This is a genomic window from Caballeronia sp. LZ065, assembly GCF_031450975.1.
In the GTDB taxonomy this organism is placed as follows: Bacteria; Pseudomonadota; Gammaproteobacteria; order Burkholderiales; family Burkholderiaceae; genus Caballeronia.
The window spans coordinates 103926-121725 of the sequence record NZ_JARUXV010000044.1 but is presented as its reverse complement, the minus strand read 5'-3'; the positions used below and the strand labels follow the sequence as shown (position 1 = coordinate 121725).

Below are 17800 nucleotides of genomic sequence, written 5' to 3'. Positions count from 1 at the left end.
CTTGGACGATGACTGCGAAGTAGAGGGACGAACCATGACGCGTATGTGGCGTTTGTGTTGAAGGGATTTGATGCGGATACAAATTGTTTCAAATTATGCTACTGTTGCGCCCGCTGTTTCGCAACGAACGTGCGCAATGCGCTTGACAGACAGCATAAAAACAACAACGGACCGCGCCTTGCCGCCGTATGCCGCATGCATCTTTTGCTTCTGCACTGTGCCTCAGAAAGTCATTGCAGTCCGCGCCATCGCGACGCTGCCGCCTTCCGCGCGCATCGTCCGACCTCTTTCCTTTCATTGCCGTCCCGCTGCCCGTCCCGGTCGCAGCGCATCGATCGTCGTCCCGTCTCACATCATCAAGCACGCAGCCTTGAAGCACGCGGCGTGCGGCCGTAAAACCCGGAAGCTGATCTGTCGATGAAACCAGTCGTCTCGTTCTGCATGTCTCTCGCGCTGGCCGCCAGCGCCCTGTACGCCGCCGTGCTGCCTGCCGCGCAACTCGCACCGCCAGCCGCGGCCGCGCTGAATCCTGCCGCGTCTGCAAACGCCTCCACGATCCACGTGCCGTTCGCGGCGCTCGGCGCCTATCAGGCGATGCATCTTCGCGGCCTCGAAGATGCGCGCTCCATTGCGCTCGGCGTGCGGCTCGACCGCGTCGTGACCGGCGCGCGGCTGCGTCTGCGCTATACCTATTCGCCGTCGCTGGTGTTTCCGCTGTCGCATGTGAAGGTCTCGCTCAATAACGAGGTGATCGCCACGGTGCCCTTCGACAAGGATCACGCCGGCTCCATGGTCACGCAGGACATCGTGCTCGATCCGAAGCTGCTGACCGACTATAACCAGTTCGGGCTGCGCTTCATCGGTCATTACACGCTCGATCATTGCGAGGATCCGGCCAACACCGCGCTGTGGGCCGACGTCAGCCCGACCAGCGAATTCATTCTCGACACCGCGCCGATCAAGCTCCCCGACGATCTCGCGCTGCTGCCCGCACCGTTCTTCGATGCCCGCGACGTGAGCCGTCTCACGCTGCCGTTCGTGCTGCCCGCTTCTCCCGACAACGCGACGCTGCGCAGCGCCAGCGTGCTCGCGTCGTGGTTCGGCGCGCTCGCTGATTATCGTCAGGCGCGCTTTCCCGCGTTGAACACGCTGCCGACGGACCAGCACGCGGTGGTCATCGGCACGCGCGCGCAGTTGCCCGCGAACCTGACGCTGCCGGCCATCGATGGCCCGACGATCCTCGTCACCGACAACCCGGCGTCCACGGACCGCAAGCTGCTCATTGTGACGGGCAACGACGCGGCGCAAGTCGACGACGCCACCGCTGCACTGGTGCTCGGCCGCACGGCGATGTCCGGTGCGTCGGTGAAGGTTGCGCACGTGGATATCGGCAAGCCGCGCGAGCCTTACGATGCGCCGCGCTGGATGCCGACCGACCGGCCCGTGAGCTTCAAGGAACTCGTCGACGATCCGTCGCAACTGCAAGTGACGGGCGGCGCGCCCGACGCCATCCGCCTGAACCTGCGCGTGCCCGCCGACCTGTTCTCGTGGAACAGCGCGGGCGTGCCGCTCAATCTCCGTTACCGCTATACGGCGCCGACGGTGCAGAACAATTCGGCGCTGGCCGTCGATATCAACGAGCAGCTCGTCAAATCGTTCCGCCTGCCGGCGGCCAAGAGCGACGACAGCCAGGGCCGCTTCAGCCTGCCGATCCTCGCGAGCGCCAACAACGGCGCGAACAATGCGCTCGACATTCCGGCGTTCCGCGTCGGCAGTTCCAATCAATTGCAGTTGCGCTTTACGCTTGAATCGCAGAAACAGGGCTTGTGTGCGGGCGTGGCGTCGAATCCGGCGCGCGCGGCCGTCGATCCGGACTCGACCATCGACTTCTCTGGTTTCGTGCATTACGCGCAACTGCCGAATCTCGCGTTCTTCGCCAATAGCGGCTTTCCGTTCACGCGCTATGCGGATCTCGCGCAGACGGCTGTCGTGATTCCGGACCGGCCCGCCGCGAACGAACTCGAAGCCTTGCTGACGATGATGGGCCACATGGGCCAGTGGACCGGTTTTCCGGCGCTGCGCGTGAGCATCGCGCGTCCGGGCGATGTGCCGGGGCTTGCACAGAAGGATCTGCTGGTGATCGGCGGAGCGCCTTCGTCGCCGGTGTTCGCGCGCTGGCGCGATGCGTTGCCGCTTTCCATCGCGAGCACGGCGGCCACGCCCGATCAGGCCGCGCAAGGCGGCATGACGCGCGCGTCGTTCTCGATCGGCGAGCGCTGGCGCGACGGCAAGCTCGTCACGCACGGCGGCGCGTCGCTCGACCAGAGCGGGCCGATTGCCGCGCTGATGGGCTTCGAATCGCCGGGCACGAAGGGACGCAGCGTCGTCGCGCTGGCCGCGACGGGCGCCGGCCGTCTCACCGATCTGCTCGACGTGCTGGAACGGCCCGACCGCGTGGCGCAGGTGCAGGGCGATGTGTCGCTGGTGCGGCGCGGCGGCGTCGACAGCATGCGTGTCGGCGATACCTATCTCGTCGGCTATGTGCCGTGGTACGCGAAGCTGTGGAGCCGTCTGATGCTGCATCCGGTGCTGCTTGGTTTGCTGGGCGCGCTTGCGGGGCTGCTGATCGCGGTCGGCGCATTCGCCGCGCTGCAGGAACTGGCTGCACGCCGCCGGGGCATCTGAACGATGAAGCGCATCCCCGGACTTGAGCCGATGCTGGCCCTGGCCGCGTCTGCGGTCTTGTTTGCGGTATTCGCGGCAGCCGCCGTGCGCAGCGGCGGATGGCGGCTCGCACTGGCGCGACGGAGCAGGTAGATGAAGGCTCTGTTTGTGAGGCGCGGGTGCGCCGCTGTGGCGATGATGTTCGCGTGTGCTGGTGTGGCGGGTGCACGCGGCACAACCAACGCAACCAACGCAACCAACGCAACCAACGCAACCAACGCAACCACCGCAACCAACGCAACCAACGCAACCACCGCAACCACCGCAACCACCGCAACCACCACAACCACCGCAACCCGCATGGCGCCCCCCGCCGCGTCTCGCACTTGCCTCCCAGCCACCAACACCGCACCTCTCTCAACTTGGCCGCGCTGGGAAGTCTTCAAGCGCGACTTCGTCTCGAAGGAAGGCCGGGTAATCGACGTGGGTTCCGCCGATGCGCGCACCGTCTCCGAAGGCCAGTCCTACGCGCTGTTCTTCGCGCTGGTGGCGAACGACCGCGTGAGCTTCGACACGATCCTCCACTGGACTGAAGACGAACTGGCGCAAGGCGATCTCACGTCGCATCTGCCCGCCTGGCTGTGGGGACGCGACGACACGGGCAGCTTCCGCGTGCTCGACACGAACGCCGCATCGGACGCCGATCTCTGGATTGCCTACGCGCTCATCGAAGCGGGCCGCGCGTGGGGTGAACGCAGTTATACGGCGCGCGGCGCGGCGCTTGCCCGGCGCGTGCTCGACACCGAAGCCGCGCAGTTGCCGGGTCTCGGTCTCACTTTGCTGCCGGGGCCGGTGGGCTTTCATCCGGCGGCCGATACCTGGCGCGTCAATCCAAGTTATGTGCCGTTGCAGGTGCTGCGCGGCATCGGCGGGTCGCTGCCTGACGATCCGCGCTGGCAGCGTCTCGCCGCGACGAGCGCGCGCATGCTGACCGACACGGCGCCGCATGGCTTCTCGCCCGACTGGGCGCTGTATCGCGTGCAAGGGGGCTTCGCTCCGGACGAGGACACGCAGGCCGAGAGCGCCTACAACGCGATTCGCGTGTATCTGTGGGCAGGTCTGCTCGACGCCGCCGATCCGGCGCGCGCAGCGCTGCTTGACCGCTTCGCGCCGTTCGCCGCCTATATCGCGGAACACGGAGCGCCGCCCGAGCGTATCGATACACGCAATGCACAAGCCGGCGCGAACGACGGCAACGCGGGCTTCTCCGCCGCCGCCGTGCCTTTCCTCGCAGCACGCGGCGAGACCGCACTCGCCGACACACAGGCGGCACGTGCCGCGAACGCCGCCGCGCCGGGCTATTACACGAGCGTGCTGACGCTGTTCGGCCTGGGCTGGCGCGAAGGCCGCTATCGCTTCGACGCCGACGGCCGCCTGCACGTCGCCTCGCTCGATACACGCGTTTGCGAGGGTGCGAAGTGAAGCAGACGCGCCCGATCTCATTCAAACGCCTGCGCATGGCGCTGGTTTCGCTGAGCGCGGTGTGCGCGTTGCCGTGTGCCGTGATGCCGGCGCATGCCGCTGACTCTCGCGCGCCGGTTCAGACGGCGCACGAGCCCGTCATGCCCGTGCTCGCCGAGCGTCTCTACGGCACCGCGCGGGCGTGGGGCAACAAGCATCGGGACGACCTCGCGCTGCAGGCCATCGACAAGGCCTTGCTGATCGCTCCGAACGATCCGCGCTTGTTGGCTGAACGCGTGCGCATCCAGTTGCGGCTCGGCCGGGCGCAGCAAGCGCTCGCCACGCTCACCCGCATGAAGACGCTCGCGCCGGACGCGCTGCTCACGCGCCAGCTGGACGACGAGTATCGCGTCGCCGTGAGCGGCCGTCAGGAAATGGCGACCATCCGGCTGTTGTCGCGCAGCGGCCAGTCCGACGAAGCGGCGCGCCGGCTCGGCGCGTTGTTCCCGCACGGCGCGCCTTCCGGTGCGCTCGGCGCCGAGTACTACCAGATCATCGCGGCGACGCCTGCGCGACGCCAGGAAGCACTCGATGCATTACGACGCCGCGTCGCTGCCGATCCCGCCGACGTCGATGCCGCGCAGACCCTGGCGCGCCTGCTCAACAGCAGCGACGCGACGCGCGCGGAAGCGAACCGCATCGCGTGGAATCTCGCGACCCGCGACGACACCGACCGCAATGCCGCGCTCGATGTCTGGCGTCACGTGCTGCAATCGGCGGGTGCGGATGTCGCGTATTTGCCGTCCTTGCGCGCCTATCTCGCGCTCGTGCCCGACGACACCGAATTCAAGGACCGCGCCGCGCTGCTCGACGCGCGCGTCGAGGCGCAGCATGCGCTCGAACGCGATCCGGACTATATCGCGCAACAACGCGGCCTCGCGGCGCTGACGCGCGGCGATCTCGCCGCTGCGGCGCCCTTGCTCGCGCGCGCGGCGGCAGCGCGGCCGAACGATGCGGACGCTGTCGGCGGCCTGGGCATGGTGCGCATGCGCGAGGGCAATCGCGACGAAGCGCGCGTGTTGTTCGAACGTGCCGCCTCGCTGGGCGGCGACGATCGTTCGAAATGGCAGAGCCTCGCGCGCACGGCGCTGTTCTGGGGCACGCTTGCGCATGGCCGCGATGCGGCCGCCGCCGGCCGGCCCGCCGATGCCGAGCGCTATGCACGTCAGGCGCTCACGCTCGATCCGGGCAACGCCGACGCCAGCGTGCTGCTCGCCGATGCCTTGCTCGCGCAGGGCGACTTCAAGCACGCCGAGCCGCTGCTGCGCGCGCAGCTCGCCGGCCGCGCGCCGAGCATGCCGGCGTTGCGCAGCACGCGCACGCTGCTGGAGAGCACGGGACGCGCCGACGAAGTGGAGCCGTTGATCGCGGCATTGCAGATGCGCTTCACGTCCGCCGAAGATCGCCAGAGCCTGGTGGAGATGCGCGCGGACAAGGTCGCGTCCGACGCGAAGCAACTCGCCGATCAGGGCCGCAATGGCCCGGCTGCGCAGCGCTACGAGGCGTCGTTGCGCATCGAGCCGGATCAGCCGTGGACGCGTTTCGCGCTGGCGCGTCTCTATCAGAACCTGGGTCTGCCGCAACTCGGCCGCGCCGTGATGGATGACGGTCTGGCACGCGCGGGACAAGGCGAGAAGCAAGGCGAAAACGCGGCGCAGATGCATTACGCAAGCGCGCTCTATCGCAATTCGCTCGACGATCTGGCGGGCGCGCAAGCCGCGCTCGCGGGCGTTCCGGAGTCCGCGCGCAGCGACGCGATGCGCGCGCTGTCCCGCAACCTCGACGCCCAGCAAGCCTTGCTCGATGCCCGCGCGGCCTACGCGCGCAACGACATTGACGCCGCGGAGCATGCGCTGTTGCGCGCTGAAACGCTGGCGCAGGACGATCCGAACCTGCTTGCGTCGGTGGGTTCGCTGTATATCGATCATGGCGACACGCAGCGCGGTCTTGCGCTGATGCGTGACTGGATGGATGCCCATCCGGAAGCCACCGATGCCGACGTGCGCCTGCGCTACGGCGACCTGCTCGGCAGCGCGCGCCGCGAGGACGCGCTGGCAGCGACCCTCGCCACGGTGCGCCGCGACCCCGCGCTCACGCCGCGTCAGGCTGAACGTCTGGAAGACCAGGCGCTGCGCATGACGTTGCGTCAGACCGACGACGCCATCGACGCAGGCGACTATGCGCGCGCGCAGACGCTGCTTGCCGGCGTGAGCGCAGCGGGCCGCCGCGACAAGCGCTATGCCTTCGAAGTGGCGGATCTGGCGCGCGTGCAGGGCGACTATGCGCAGGCGCGCGCCGCGCTCGCACCGGTGCTCGCCGCCGCGCCCGACGATGCCGAAACGCAGCTCGCCCTCGCGCGCGTGCTCGGCGACGATGGCCAGCGCCGCGACGCGCTCGCGCTCGTGCAACGGGTGGTGGATGCCGCCGCGCCCGGCGATATCGACACACGCCTGTCGGCGGCGCGCCGTTATTCGGCGCTGCATCGTCCGCTGGCGGCGCAGGCCATCACGCAGCCGTTGCGCGTCACGTATCCGGCGCGGCCGGACGTGACCGTACAGGCCGGGCGCGTCGCGGAAGACCTCGGCGCCTATGAGGAAGCGGCGTCGCTGTATCGCCTCTCGCTGGATCAGGAGCGCGCAGCGGGCATCACGCCGGGCTTCAGCACGCCGGCGGGCGCGTCGGGTTTTGCAAGCGGCTACGCTCGGGCCCGCCCGACGCCCGCGCAAACCGCTCTCGACGACCTCGACCAGCGGCGCGATCCCGAAGTGGAAACGGCATGGATTCCCGCGTACAAGTCCGGCGATGCGGGCGTCTCGGCGTATCGCGCGCAGCAGGTGCCGATCTACGCGCAGATTCCGTATCGCTACGACGGGCATTTCTTCGTCCACGCCGACGCCGTGCATCTCGATGCCGGCACGCTCGACATCAGCGGCATCGACCGGACTTCGGCCACGCCAAGCCTGCCTTACGTGGTGCAGACCTTCGGCACGAACGCCGGCTTCTACGACGGCACCGCGCAGTCGGCGGCGCAGGTGGCCCAGTACCTGAAGACCTCGCCGGTCACGACGGGCGACCTGCATCAGCACGCCAACGGACTGGGCGGCGGCGTGGGCTATCAGTCCGACGCATGGCGTCTCGATCTGGGCTCGTCGCCGGTCGGCTTCCCGGTGCATTACCTGGTCGGCGGCGCGCGCTACAAGTTCGATGCGGGTCCGGCGAGTTTTTCGGTATCGGCCTCGCGCCGCGCGGTCACGAGCAGCGAGCTGTCATACGCGGGCCTCACCGATCCGCTCACGCACGTCACCTGGGGCGGCGTGCGGCGTGACGGCATCGACCTGCACATGGGCGTCGACTTCGGCCGCGTCAGCGCCTTCGCGGATCTCGGCGCGGGTGTGCTGAGCGGACGCAACGTCGCGAGCAATCAGGAGTTCATCCTGCGCACGGGCTTCACGGTGCCGGTCTACGAACGCGGCGCGATGCGCGTGCTGACAGGCCTCGTCGGCAATGCCTGGCACTACACCGACAACCTGCGCTATTACACCTTCGGACAGGGCGGCTATTACAGCCCGCAGCGCTATCTGTCGCTGGGCGTGCCGATCGAATGGATGGGCAAGCGCCATGACTTCCGCTGGGACATCACGGCGACGGTCGGCGTCTCCAACACCTACGAAAAGGATTCGCCGTACTTCCCGAACGGCCTGCCGAATACACCCGGACTGAGCCAGACGAACCTCGGCAACCTCGTGTTCGGCGGCAGCTCGACGCGCGGCGTCGGCTTCTCGTACGGGCTCGGCGCGACGCTCGAGTATCGCGTGAATCCGCATCTGGTCGTGGGCGGGCGCGTGAGCATCGATCACTCGCATGACTATGCGCCGAGTTCCGGGATGATCTATGCACGCTTCGCGTTCTCGGCACGCAAGGACGAATACCGCATCGGGCCGCAGCCGGTGCGTCTCTATTCGAGCTATTGACATGCATCCGACCCCCCTGAGCGACGCGCGCGACGCGTCATCGAAAGCAGGACAGACCGACGTGAGCAACGAGACTGACCGCCACGGCGGAAGCGGCGTGTTCGCCGCGCTCGCGCAGTGGTTGCGCGGACGCCTGACCGAAGGCGAGCACACGGCGAGCCGGCTCGCCATCGAGGCTTTGCCCGACGATCTCGCGACGCTCGCGCCAGGCGCGCTGCATGCCGTGCACGTTACGCCGGGATCGCCGGAATGCGACGCGCTGATCTGGTCCAGCGCGCGCGCCGCGAACACGCGCCACGTGACGGTCGTGCTGGCGCGCGAGCGGGCGCAAGCGGCTGCTCGCCTGCGCGAACTCGGTTTCTCCGGCGCGGCGGCGCAGGGCTGGCCGCGTCATCTGAACGTGCTGGCGATGCCGGCCGATGCGCCCACCGAAGCCGGCGCAGAAGGCCCCGTAACCGAGCCGCCCGCGTTCGCGCGGCTGTTCGGCGGACTGCGCGCGCTGAAGCGTTTTGGCTTGCGGCGCGGCGCGCTGGTGTTTGTCGAAGGCGCCGGGCGCTGGTTCAGCTGGAACGATCAGGCCGCGCTGGCGCGGGAAGGACGTCTGTTGTCGGGCTGGTGCGCTTCGCGCGGCATCACGATGGTGCTGCTGCTCGGCCCGAACGCCGGCGAGGAGGAAGACGACCTCGACGACGCCCCGCCTTACGCCGGCCGCAGCGAACTGAACGGCGCGTGCGCGGGCGTCGCGCGGGTGCGCCGCTCGCATGGCGAACTGCTGTGGCAAGTGGATTTCTGGCGCGCGGGCAAGGCGCTCGTCACCGGCGACGTGCGCGCGCTGCGCTTCACCGGCGATGGCCGCCTGACCGTCGCACCGCAGGAGCGCGTCGCGACGGATCAGGCCGGGCAGCAGTCGCGTCTCGCTCGCGATGAACAGCGCGTCGTGACCTGCCATGCCGTCACCGGCGCTCAGGCCGGCGTGCCGCACGACTGGGAGGTACTGGCGGATCGCGATGCCGTGGTCGCCGAATGCGAGGGCGCGCGCGGCGCGACCATCGTGCTGGCGTATCGCAACCGCGCGGAACTGGACGCGCTGTGCGCCGCCGTGCATACGCTGCGCCGCCGCTGCGGCCGCGCGCTGAAAATCGCGGTGGTGGAGCGCGGCGAAGTGCTGCGTCATCAATACGAACTGCTGATGCTGAGCCTGGGCGCGAATCTGGTTGTCGGACGCGACGTGCCGTTCTCACGGCTCGAATCGCTGTTGCAGTCGTTGCAAGGACAGCTCTATACGCGCGCGCTGGTGCCGGACTATCGCACGGCGCTGGCCGCGTCGCTCGCGGATGCCGCGCTCGGTTATCTCAACCTCGCCGCCTTCTGCGCGCACACCCATGGCGCGCTGGCGCGCGGCGCGCTGCTGCGTCTGCCGCACGTGCTGGCCCGGCTCACGCTGCCGCCCGCGCTCGCGCACGTCGAGGCGCTGGGGCAGTGCCATCCGCGCCGCGCGGGCGATGTCTTCACGGCGGACGCCACGCATCTCTATGTGTTCCTGTTCGGTTGCCGTCAAGCCGATGCAGGCGCCGCGCTGGCGCGCATCTTCACGGCGCCGGTGGAGAGCATCGCGAAGGACGTGACCTATCTGGCGAACGAGCAGATCGAAGCAGCGTTGCAGGTGCTCGAAGCCGCGAACCGGCGCGCGCCCGCTGCGGACTATACGGATTTGTTCGCAGCGTCTTCACGACCCCAGATCGCACACGTTGAGCAAGAACCGCAAGCAGCCGATTCCATCGAGCGCGCCCGCGCTGAACTCGCGGCAATCGAACACGCGCTGCACGAGGACACCCGCCGGCACGCGGCGCTCGACGAACTGCACGGCAAGCAACGCGTGCGCCGCGCGGTGCCTGCGCGCATGCCGCTCGCCGAACCGAGGAATTGAACCATGGACATCCTGTTGTTCTCCGTGATGATCGGCGCGCTCGCGGGCGTGCCCGCGTGGATGATCTGGCAACGCGCGAGCGCGCGGCGCGGCCTGGCCGATCTGCGCGGCTTCGATCCGCGCGATGCGGTGTCATGCATGATCGAACCGGTCGCGCTCAACGCGCGCCTGCTGCCCGAGCGCAGCGACGAGGCTCGCTCATGAAAACCATCGCCCTGATTTCCACGGCGGGCGGCGCGGGCCGCACGACGCTTGCCGCCGCGCTCGCAACCTTGCTGGCCCGCGCGGGACGCGAGGTGGTCGCGCTCGATCTGGATCCGCAGAACATGCTGGGCGCGCATCTCGGTCTCGACGAATTGCCGCCGTCCGGTATCGCTCAGGCGCTGACCGGCGCGGCGCGTCACTGGCACGATCACACCTTCCGCAACGAAGACGGCGTGCTGTTCGTGCCGCATGGCCAGGTGACGCTCGCCGAAGCCGCCGCGTGCGATGCCCAGCTCGCGGCGCAGCCGCGCTGGCTCGAACGCGCGCTGGGCGAGATTGGCTTGCCGGAAACGGGCGTGGTGCTGCTCGATACGCCGCGCTATCCGTCACCCCAGGCGGATCACGCCGTGCGCGCCGCCGATCTCGTCCTGTGCGTGACGCCGCCCGAACCCGCCGCCTGCGCGACGCTGGTCGCGCGTCTGGCCGCGCTGCGCGAAACCTGTGCCGACGTGCGGCTGGTCGTGAACCGGCTGAACCCCGCGCGCGAGATGCAGCGCGATCTGCTGGCGATGCTGCGGGTCGCCTCGCACGGCGCGTTGCTCGCACAGCGCATCCATGTCGATGCCGCGCTGCCCGAAGCCTTCTCGCGCGGCGCCTGGCTGTTCGACGAAGCGCCGCATTCGCAGGCATCGCACGACCTGCATGGGCTCGCGCATGAACTCGATGCGTGGCTGCCCGCGAAAACAGCGGACGTGACGGCATGAAGCCCTTTCGCAAGCACGCTATCGACTGGATCGCGCGCGGACTCGGCGTGCCGGACACGCGTTCGGCGATCGACTGGTGGATCCGGATATTTTTCAAGCCGCCGCGCGCGGGCCGTCGCGACATCGCGCGTGAACTGCTGCGGGCCTTCGTGCTGACGTGGGCGCGCGAGTGGGGTGTCATGGACGTGCGCAATCCGTGGGCGTGGCTGCTGCGCGCGTTCGTGCGGCCGCCGCGTGCCGACGCGAAGCGCGCGCGCGTGCGTCTCGCCGCCATGTCGCGCGTGCTTGGAAGGGTGTCGGCGCCCATTGGACACGCGCTGGCGTGGGCGAAACGCGCGATCGAGGCACAGATCGACAAGCTGCCATGGTCTCGCTGGGGCGCGCATCTCGAAGGCGGCGCGAACGGCCTCGGCCGCGTGCGTTTCCTGCTGCCTGTGCTGGCCGCCATCGGGCTGCTGCTGTGGGCGCTGGTCGGCACCTCGCCGCTCGCGGGCCATGGGCAGTTCGGCTTCTTTGCCGTGCTGATCGGCGTGGCGCTGGTCATCCGCCGCATTCCCGGACGCATGCCGGTGCTGATTCTCGCGGCCATCGCGCTGCTCGTCACCGCGCGCTATGTCTGGTGGCGCACCACGCAGACGCTCGACTTCCGCACGCCGGGAGAAGCGGTGGTGGGTTACGCGCTCTTCGCCGCCGAAGCCTATACGTGGATGATCCTGCTGTTCGGCTTCATCCAGACGGCCTGGCCGCTCGACCGCAAGGTATCGATGCTGCCCGCCGATCCCGCCCTGTGGCCGAGCGTCGACGTCTATATTCCGACCTACAACGAACCGCTCGCGGTCGTGAAGCCGACGCTGTTCGCGGCGCAGGGCATCGACTGGCCGGCGGACAAACTGCGCATCTATCTGCTCGACGACGGCCACCGGCCCGAGTTCGAGGCGCTCGCGCGCGAGGCGGGCATCGGCTACATCACGCGCGATGACAACCAGCACGCGAAGGCGGGCAACATCAACCGCGCGCTGGCGAAGACGCAGGGCGACTACATCGCGATCTTCGATTGCGATCACGTGCCCACACGCTCCTTCCTGCAAGCGACGATGGGCACCTTCTTCGCCGATCCAGCATGCGCGATGGTGCAGACGCCGCATCATTTCTTCTCGCCCGACCCGTTCGAACGCAATCTCGGCACCTTCCGCCGCGTCCCGAACGAAGGCAGCCTGTTCTATGGTCTCGTGCAGGCCGGCAACGACCTGTGGAACGCCACCTTCTTCTGCGGCTCGTGCGCGGTCATCAAGCGCGCGCCGCTGGAAGAGGTGGGCGGCATCGCCGTGGAAACCGTGACGGAAGATGCGCATACGGCGCTCAAGCTGCATCGGCGCGGCTATACGACGGCGTATCTGCCGACCGTGCAGGCTGCGGGTCTCGCCACCGAATCGCTCGCGAGCCACATCAAGCAGCGCACGCGCTGGGCGCGCGGCATGGCGCAGATCTTCCGCATCGACAATCCGTTCATTGGCCGGGGCCTCGGCTTCTTCCAGCGCCTGTGCTACGGCAACGCGATGCTGCACTTCTTCTACGGCATCCCGCGCCTGGTGTTCCTCACCATGCCGATGTGGTACCTGTTTTTCCAGATGTACTTCATCAACGCGGCGGCGACCACGATTGCGGGCTTCGTGCTGCCGTACATCGTGATTGCGAACATCGCGAACTCGCGCATGCAGGGCAAGTACCGCCACTCGTTCTGGGCCGAAGTGTATGAGTCCGTGCTGGCGTGGTACATCGCGCTGCCGACCACCATCGCGTTCTTCAGCCCGAAGCACGGCAAGTTCAATGTGACGGACAAGGGCGGCCGCATCGACCAGACCTATCTCGACTGGGCGATGAGCAAGCCGTATCTGATCCTGCTCGGCCTGAACGCGGCGGCGATGGCCTTCGGTCTCTACCGCCTCGCCTTTAATGCCGGCGACGAAGCCGCGACCATCCTGATGAACGTTTTCTGGACGCTCTACAACCTCGTGATGCTGGGCGCGGCGGTGAGCGTCGCGCGCGAGGCGCGGCAGGTGCGCGTCACGCACCGCATTGCGATGAACATGCCCGCCACGCTCGTGCTCAACGACGGCAGCACGGTTGCGTGCCGCACGAGCGACTACTCGACGGGCGGTCTCGGTCTCGTCGTGGAAGCGGGCGCGCTGGACCTGCGCGCGGGCGATACGCTCGGCGTCGTGGTGACGCGCGGCGAGCGGCCGTTCCATTTTCCGGTGCGCGTGTCGCGGCATGCGGGCGCGCATCTGGGCGTGCAGTTCGATGCGCTCACGCTGGAACAGGAACGCCGGCTCGTGCAATGCACGTTCGGCCGTGCCGATGCGTGGCTCGACTGGGAAGATCACAGCGAGAAAGATGCGCCGCTCAAGGGCCTGAAGGAAGTGTTGCTGATGGGCTTCGAAGGCTATGCGCGTCTGTTCGACGGCGCGCGGCGCACGTTGCTCGCATGGCTGTCGCTGGACCGGGCGCGCTATTGAACGCGGCGTTCAAAAGATTTGCACGGCGCGCCGTTCAGGAAAGGGCGCGCCAAACACGAGCACGACAATGACATTCTGGAACCTGTATTTCATCATCAAGCTGGCGCTGTTCTCCACGGGCCATCTGCAACCGCTGTGGTGGGCGAACATTGCGTTCGCGCTGGCGCTCGCGATGAGTTCGCCGCTGCGCGCGCGACTGTGGCGCGCGGTGCGGCTCGTCGCCGGACTGGCGATTGGCCTGCCGCTCATGTATCGCGAGGCGAACGTGCCGCCGTTTGCGCGCATCGTCGAGGAGTTCGGCAATCTGCGCACCTTCAGCTTCGACTATTGGCTCGAACTGCTGCCGCGCTTTCTTCCGCCGATGCTGATCGTCGTCGCGTTGTGCGGGCTGGTCGCGTATCTCGTCGTCAACCGCTGGCTGCGCGTGGCGACCTTCGTGATCATTGCGTTGCTCGCGCTGCCGATGTGGCAAGGCGCGAACGCCGTGCTCGCGCGCCTGCATGCCGCGCCGCAAGACACGGCCGTGGCTGCGGCGGGCACTGGGCCGTCGAGCGGCCCGCTGGACTATAACGCGACGCTCGCCGCTTTCCGCGCGAAGGAATCGCAGCGGCAGGTGAGCTTCGGGCATCTGTCGGCGGATCAGAAGGAACAGTTCGATGTCATCGTTCTGCATATCTGCTCGCTCTCGTGGGACGACCTCGATGTATCGAAGGAGCGCAATCATCCGTTCCTCTCGCACTTCGACTATCTGTTCACGAACTTCAGCACGGCGGCGAGCTATAGCGGTCCCGCCGCGATCCGCGTATTGCGCGCGGCGTGCGGACAGGAAGCGCATGCGGACCTGTACAAGGACGCACCCGCGCAATGCCACCTGATGGCCGACCTTGCGCAAGCGGGCTATACGCCGCAAGTGACCTTCAATCACGATGGTCACTTCGACAATTTCACGCAGGTGGTGAAGGACAATCTCGGCGTGCCGAACGTGACGATGGTGCCCAACACCGGCGCGCAGGTCGGCATGCATGCGTTCGACGGCTCGCCGATCATGGACGACTACGGCACGCTGGCGAACTGGTATGCGCAACGCGCGCAGGTGCCGGGTCCGGTCGCGCTCTACTACAACACCATCAGCCTGCACGACGGCAACAAGCTTCCCAACAGCAAGCTCACGAGCCTGGAGTCGTATCCGGTGCGCGTCAACAAGCTGATGAGCGACTTCGACCGTTTCGCCGATCTGATCCAGCAATCGGGCCGGCGCGCAGTGATCCTGTTCGTGCCCGAACACGGCGCGGCCCTGCGCGGCGACAACAATCAGGTCGCCGGCCTGCGCGAGATTCCGACGCCTTCCGTCGTGCATGGACCGGTGGGCGTGCGTCTGGTCGGCTTCACGGGCAATCATGGGCCGACCACCGTCGTCGATCAGCCGACCAGCTTCCTCGCGGTCGCGCAGTTGTTGTCGAACCTGGTGTCGAACAGCCCGTTCAAGCCGGGCGTGACGCTCTCGCAATATGCGGCCAATCTCCCGCAAACGCCGATGATCGGCGAGAACGAAGGCACCGTCACGATGAAGACGGCAAACGGCTATGTCGTGAAGACGCCGGACGGCGTATGGCTGGAGCAGAAATGAGCGATGCGTTGCAGGGCGCGAAGCCGCCACGCGGACAGCATGACGTTGCGGCGCTGGCGCACAAGCTGGAAGGGCTCGACGCCGCACGTTATTTCGATGCCCAAGCCGATGATGAATACCGCGCGGCGCTGCGACGCTGGACGACGCTCGCGCGGCTGATGGGTCTCGCGCCTGCGCAGGGCGCTGCGAACCACGAAGCGCCGCTTGCTGCGCTCAGTACCGCCAGGTCAGATTGACGCTGCCATTGATCGGCGCGCCATACGTGCCATAGCTGTATTCCGTCGTGGCCCAGTACTTCCGGTTGAGCGCGTTGTTCAACGTGCCGGTGATGCTGAAGTGGCGGTTCACATCGTAGCGGGCCATCAGGTCGAGTTCGACATACGAGCCCTGATACGCCGTTCCCAAACCTTCCTCCACGTAACGTGTGGCGCTTTGCCAGCGCACGCTGCTGCCGAGCATGAGCTTGTGATCGAGCCAGGGCAGCCGATATGTGGTCGAGAGATGCGCCGACTTGCGCGGCACGAACAACTGCGTGGATTGCCCGGTGTTGTCGTAGACCCGCAGGATGGTCGCGCCCGCGCTGACGTTCCAGTCATGCGTCAGTTGCCCGGCAATCTCCGCTTCGATGCCTTGCGAGGTCGCGTCGCCCGCCGAGTAATAGTAGTTCGCCGTGTCCGGATTGAAGCCGGCCTGCGTCGCGACGTTCGACTGGTGAATCCGATACACCGTCAGCGAGGTATTCAGGCGGTTGTCGAGGAACGCGCCCTTGATGCCGGCTTCCACGCTGCGTCCGCGCGCCGGACCGAGCAACTGGTTGTTGACGTCGAGATCGGTTTGCGGATTGAAGATCTTCGTGAAGCTGGCGTAGGCAGTGATTTGCCGCGTCAGATCGTAGGTCAGGCCGATATAGGGCGCCGAACCTGCCGATTGCTGGTTGTAGCCCGCGCCGTCCGAACTGCCGCTGCTGGCGGCCTGCGTATAGTTGATCCCGAGAAGAAGATGCGCGCGGTCCGTCAGGCTCCAGCGCGACGATGCATAGAGCGAGCGGCGCACGTCGAGATAGTTGACGTGCGACGTCGCGGCGCCAAAGGACGGCTCCGGATAGGTGCCCGCCAGGAGGTCGGCGTAGGCGACGGGCACGCCGTCGCCGTCGCCTTCAGCGGACGGATTCGAGAACTGCGAGCGCGAGAAATTGGCGCCGAACACGAGGTCATGCGTGCGGCCGAACAGATCGATCTTGCCGGTGACGTTCGAATCCAGCACCAGCTGGTGGTTCGACGACACATACGACGACGTGTACGAATTGACGCCGGAGCCGTCGGCATTCAGCGAACCGTACGGATAGAAGAATTTGGCGTTGTTGTAGATGTCGTTGTAATTGACGGTCGTCTTCCAGGTCCAGCGCGAACCGAGTTGCTGGCTCAGTTCGGCGAAGGCCCGCTGTTCCTGCGTGTTGAAGTAGGCCCATTTCGGCGCCATGCTCGCGCCGACGCCGTAGCTGAGTTGATTGCCCGCTGCATCGAGCAAGGGCAGGCCGCCCCAGCTCGCGCCCTTCAGACGGTTCGATTCGTAGCTGAAGCCCACGGTGGCCAGCGTGCTCGGCGTGAGGTTCGCCTCGACGACGCCGTAGACGATATCCTTGCTCGGCTGCAGGCGGTCGGTCCAGGAATTGCCGTCCTGATGCACCGCGACCAGACGGCCGGCCACGGTGCCGGCCTGATTGAGCGGACCGGAAATATCGACGTCCACTCGTTTCGTGTCCCACGATCCATACGACACGTTGCCCGATGCCTGGAACTGGTAAGTCGGCCGCTTGCGGACGAAGTTCACCGTCGCCGACGGGTTGCCCGTCTCCGCATTCAGTCCGTCCGCGCCCCGCAATACCTCGATGCGGTCATACAGTGCCGTGTCGATGTCGCCATACTGCGACGTGTATTCGAGCGGCGTGCCGACGCCGTCGAATTGCAGGTTCGTGATGTGAAAGCCGCGCGACATGAAGTCGGTCGCATACGAGTCGTACGGCTCCACGGTCACGCCCGTCACGTGACGCAATGCATCGTTCACGCTGTTCAGCTGGAAGTCGTTCATCTCGGCGCGCGTGAGCACGGATACCGATTGCGGCGTTTCCTTCGGTGCCAGCGCAATCTTGCTGCCTGCCGTGGTCGAGCGGATGGTATAAGCGCCGGTCTTTTCGGTGGGCGGCTGCACGTTGTCCGCGTTTGCCGTCACGCTCACGGCAGGCAAGGTTGCATCCGTGCTGCTGGCTTGAGTCGTCGCGGCGGGCGCTGCATGGCGAATGGTCACCGTGCTGCCTTCCGTGTCCGCGACGAGCGGGCTGCCGTCAAGCACGCGTCCAAGCGCCTGCGACACGGTCATGCGTCCTGTCACGGCAGGCGCGGTGCGGTTCGCCACCAGCGAAGGCTCGACCAGCATCTGCACGCGGGCGGTGCGTGCAAGCTGGTTCAAGGCGCCGCCGAGCGGTTGCGCCGGAATCGCGAAGTCGAAGCTCGCGGCAGCGGTTGCGGCGGACGGTGTTTGAGCGCGTGCGTCGGACGCATTGAACGACGCGACGGCAAGAACGACGGCCGCCGTCATGGCGGTCCGCG

At 67.2% G+C, this 17800-nt stretch carries 10 protein-coding genes; 9 read left to right on the top strand and 1 reads right to left on the bottom strand.

All coding sequences use genetic code 11. From position 1 onward, the window contains the following. The first annotated feature begins 417 nt into the window (after positions 1–417). The 9 genes from bcsB (at position 418) to QCE63_RS36070 (ending at position 15430) form a co-directional block, all read left to right on the top strand. A complete protein-coding gene (gene bcsB / locus QCE63_RS36110) occupies positions 418–2685 on the top strand; it encodes a cellulose biosynthesis cyclic di-GMP-binding regulatory protein BcsB (protein WP_309840149.1) in 2268 nt (755 codons plus the stop codon). 339 nt (positions 2686–3024) lie between these two features. Continuing rightward, positions 3025–4146, top strand: a complete 1122-nt coding sequence (gene bcsZ, locus QCE63_RS36105; RefSeq protein ID WP_404990249.1) for a cellulose synthase complex periplasmic endoglucanase BcsZ — start codon at positions 3025–3027, stop codon at positions 4144–4146. 35 nt (positions 4147–4181) lie between these two features. Continuing rightward, a complete protein-coding gene (locus tag QCE63_RS36100; RefSeq protein ID WP_309840391.1) occupies positions 4182–8156 on the top strand; it encodes a cellulose synthase subunit BcsC-related outer membrane protein in 3975 nt (1324 codons plus the stop codon). A gap of 1 nt (position 8157) precedes the next feature. After that, positions 8158–10083 carry a cellulose biosynthesis protein BcsE gene (gene bcsE / locus QCE63_RS36095; protein ID WP_309840147.1) on the top strand — a complete coding sequence of 642 codons (1926 nt, stop codon included), beginning with the start codon at positions 8158–8160 and terminating at the stop codon, positions 10081–10083. 3 nt (positions 10084–10086) lie between these two features. Next, positions 10087–10287 (top strand): hypothetical protein, encoded by a 201-nt coding sequence (locus QCE63_RS36090; protein WP_309840146.1) that lies wholly within the window; start codon positions 10087–10089, stop codon positions 10285–10287. Continuing rightward, positions 10284–11051 carry a cellulose biosynthesis protein BcsQ gene (gene bcsQ / locus QCE63_RS36085; protein ID WP_309840145.1) on the top strand — a complete coding sequence of 256 codons (768 nt, stop codon included), beginning with the start codon at positions 10284–10286 and terminating at the stop codon, positions 11049–11051. Before QCE63_RS36090 ends, bcsQ begins: the two co-directional genes overlap by 4 nt. Next, positions 11048–13567 carry a UDP-forming cellulose synthase catalytic subunit gene (gene bcsA / locus QCE63_RS36080; protein WP_309840144.1) on the top strand — a complete coding sequence of 840 codons (2520 nt, stop codon included), beginning with the start codon at positions 11048–11050 and terminating at the stop codon, positions 13565–13567. Before bcsQ ends, bcsA begins: the two co-directional genes overlap by 4 nt. A gap of 67 nt (positions 13568–13634) precedes the next feature. Beyond that, entirely contained in the window at positions 13635–15194 is a 1560-nt protein-coding gene (bcsG, locus tag QCE63_RS36075; protein WP_309840142.1) for a cellulose biosynthesis protein BcsG, read from the top strand. Then, positions 15191–15430 (top strand): hypothetical protein, encoded by a 240-nt coding sequence (locus QCE63_RS36070; RefSeq protein ID WP_309840140.1) that lies wholly within the window; start codon positions 15191–15193, stop codon positions 15428–15430. The genes bcsG and QCE63_RS36070 overlap by 4 nt, the downstream gene beginning before the upstream one ends. On the opposite strand, the gene QCE63_RS36065 is transcribed toward QCE63_RS36070, so the two are convergent. Further along, entirely contained in the window at positions 15408–17789 is a 2382-nt protein-coding gene (locus QCE63_RS36065) for a TonB-dependent siderophore receptor (RefSeq protein ID WP_309840138.1), read from the bottom strand. The genes QCE63_RS36070 and QCE63_RS36065 overlap by 23 nt on opposite strands. Positions 17790–17800 lie beyond the last annotated feature (11 nt).

Excerpts from the sequence above, each read along its gene's own strand:
- bcsA (WP_309840144.1), top strand. The coding sequence starts at position 11,048 with ATGAAGCCCTTTCGCAAGCACGCTATCGACTGGATCGCGCGCGGACTC.
- QCE63_RS36100 (WP_309840391.1), top strand. The coding sequence starts at position 4,182 with ATGGCGCTGGTTTCGCTGAGCGCGGTGTGCGCGTTGCCGTGTGCCGTG.
- bcsZ (WP_404990249.1), top strand. The coding sequence starts at position 3,025 with ATGGCGCCCCCCGCCGCGTCTCGCACTTGCCTCCCAGCCACCAACACC.
- QCE63_RS36090 (WP_309840146.1), top strand. The coding sequence starts at position 10,087 with ATGGACATCCTGTTGTTCTCCGTGATGATCGGCGCGCTCGCGGGCGTG.
- bcsQ (WP_309840145.1), top strand. The coding sequence starts at position 10,284 with ATGAAAACCATCGCCCTGATTTCCACGGCGGGCGGCGCGGGCCGCACG.
- QCE63_RS36065 (WP_309840138.1), bottom strand. The coding sequence starts at position 17,789 with ATGACGGCGGCCGTCGTTCTTGCCGTCGCGTCGTTCAATGCGTCCGAC.
- QCE63_RS36070 (WP_309840140.1), top strand. The coding sequence starts at position 15,191 with ATGAGCGATGCGTTGCAGGGCGCGAAGCCGCCACGCGGACAGCATGAC.
- bcsE (WP_309840147.1), top strand. The coding sequence starts at position 8,158 with ATGCATCCGACCCCCCTGAGCGACGCGCGCGACGCGTCATCGAAAGCA.
- bcsG (WP_309840142.1), top strand. The coding sequence starts at position 13,635 with ATGACATTCTGGAACCTGTATTTCATCATCAAGCTGGCGCTGTTCTCC.
- bcsB (WP_309840149.1), top strand. The coding sequence starts at position 418 with ATGAAACCAGTCGTCTCGTTCTGCATGTCTCTCGCGCTGGCCGCCAGC.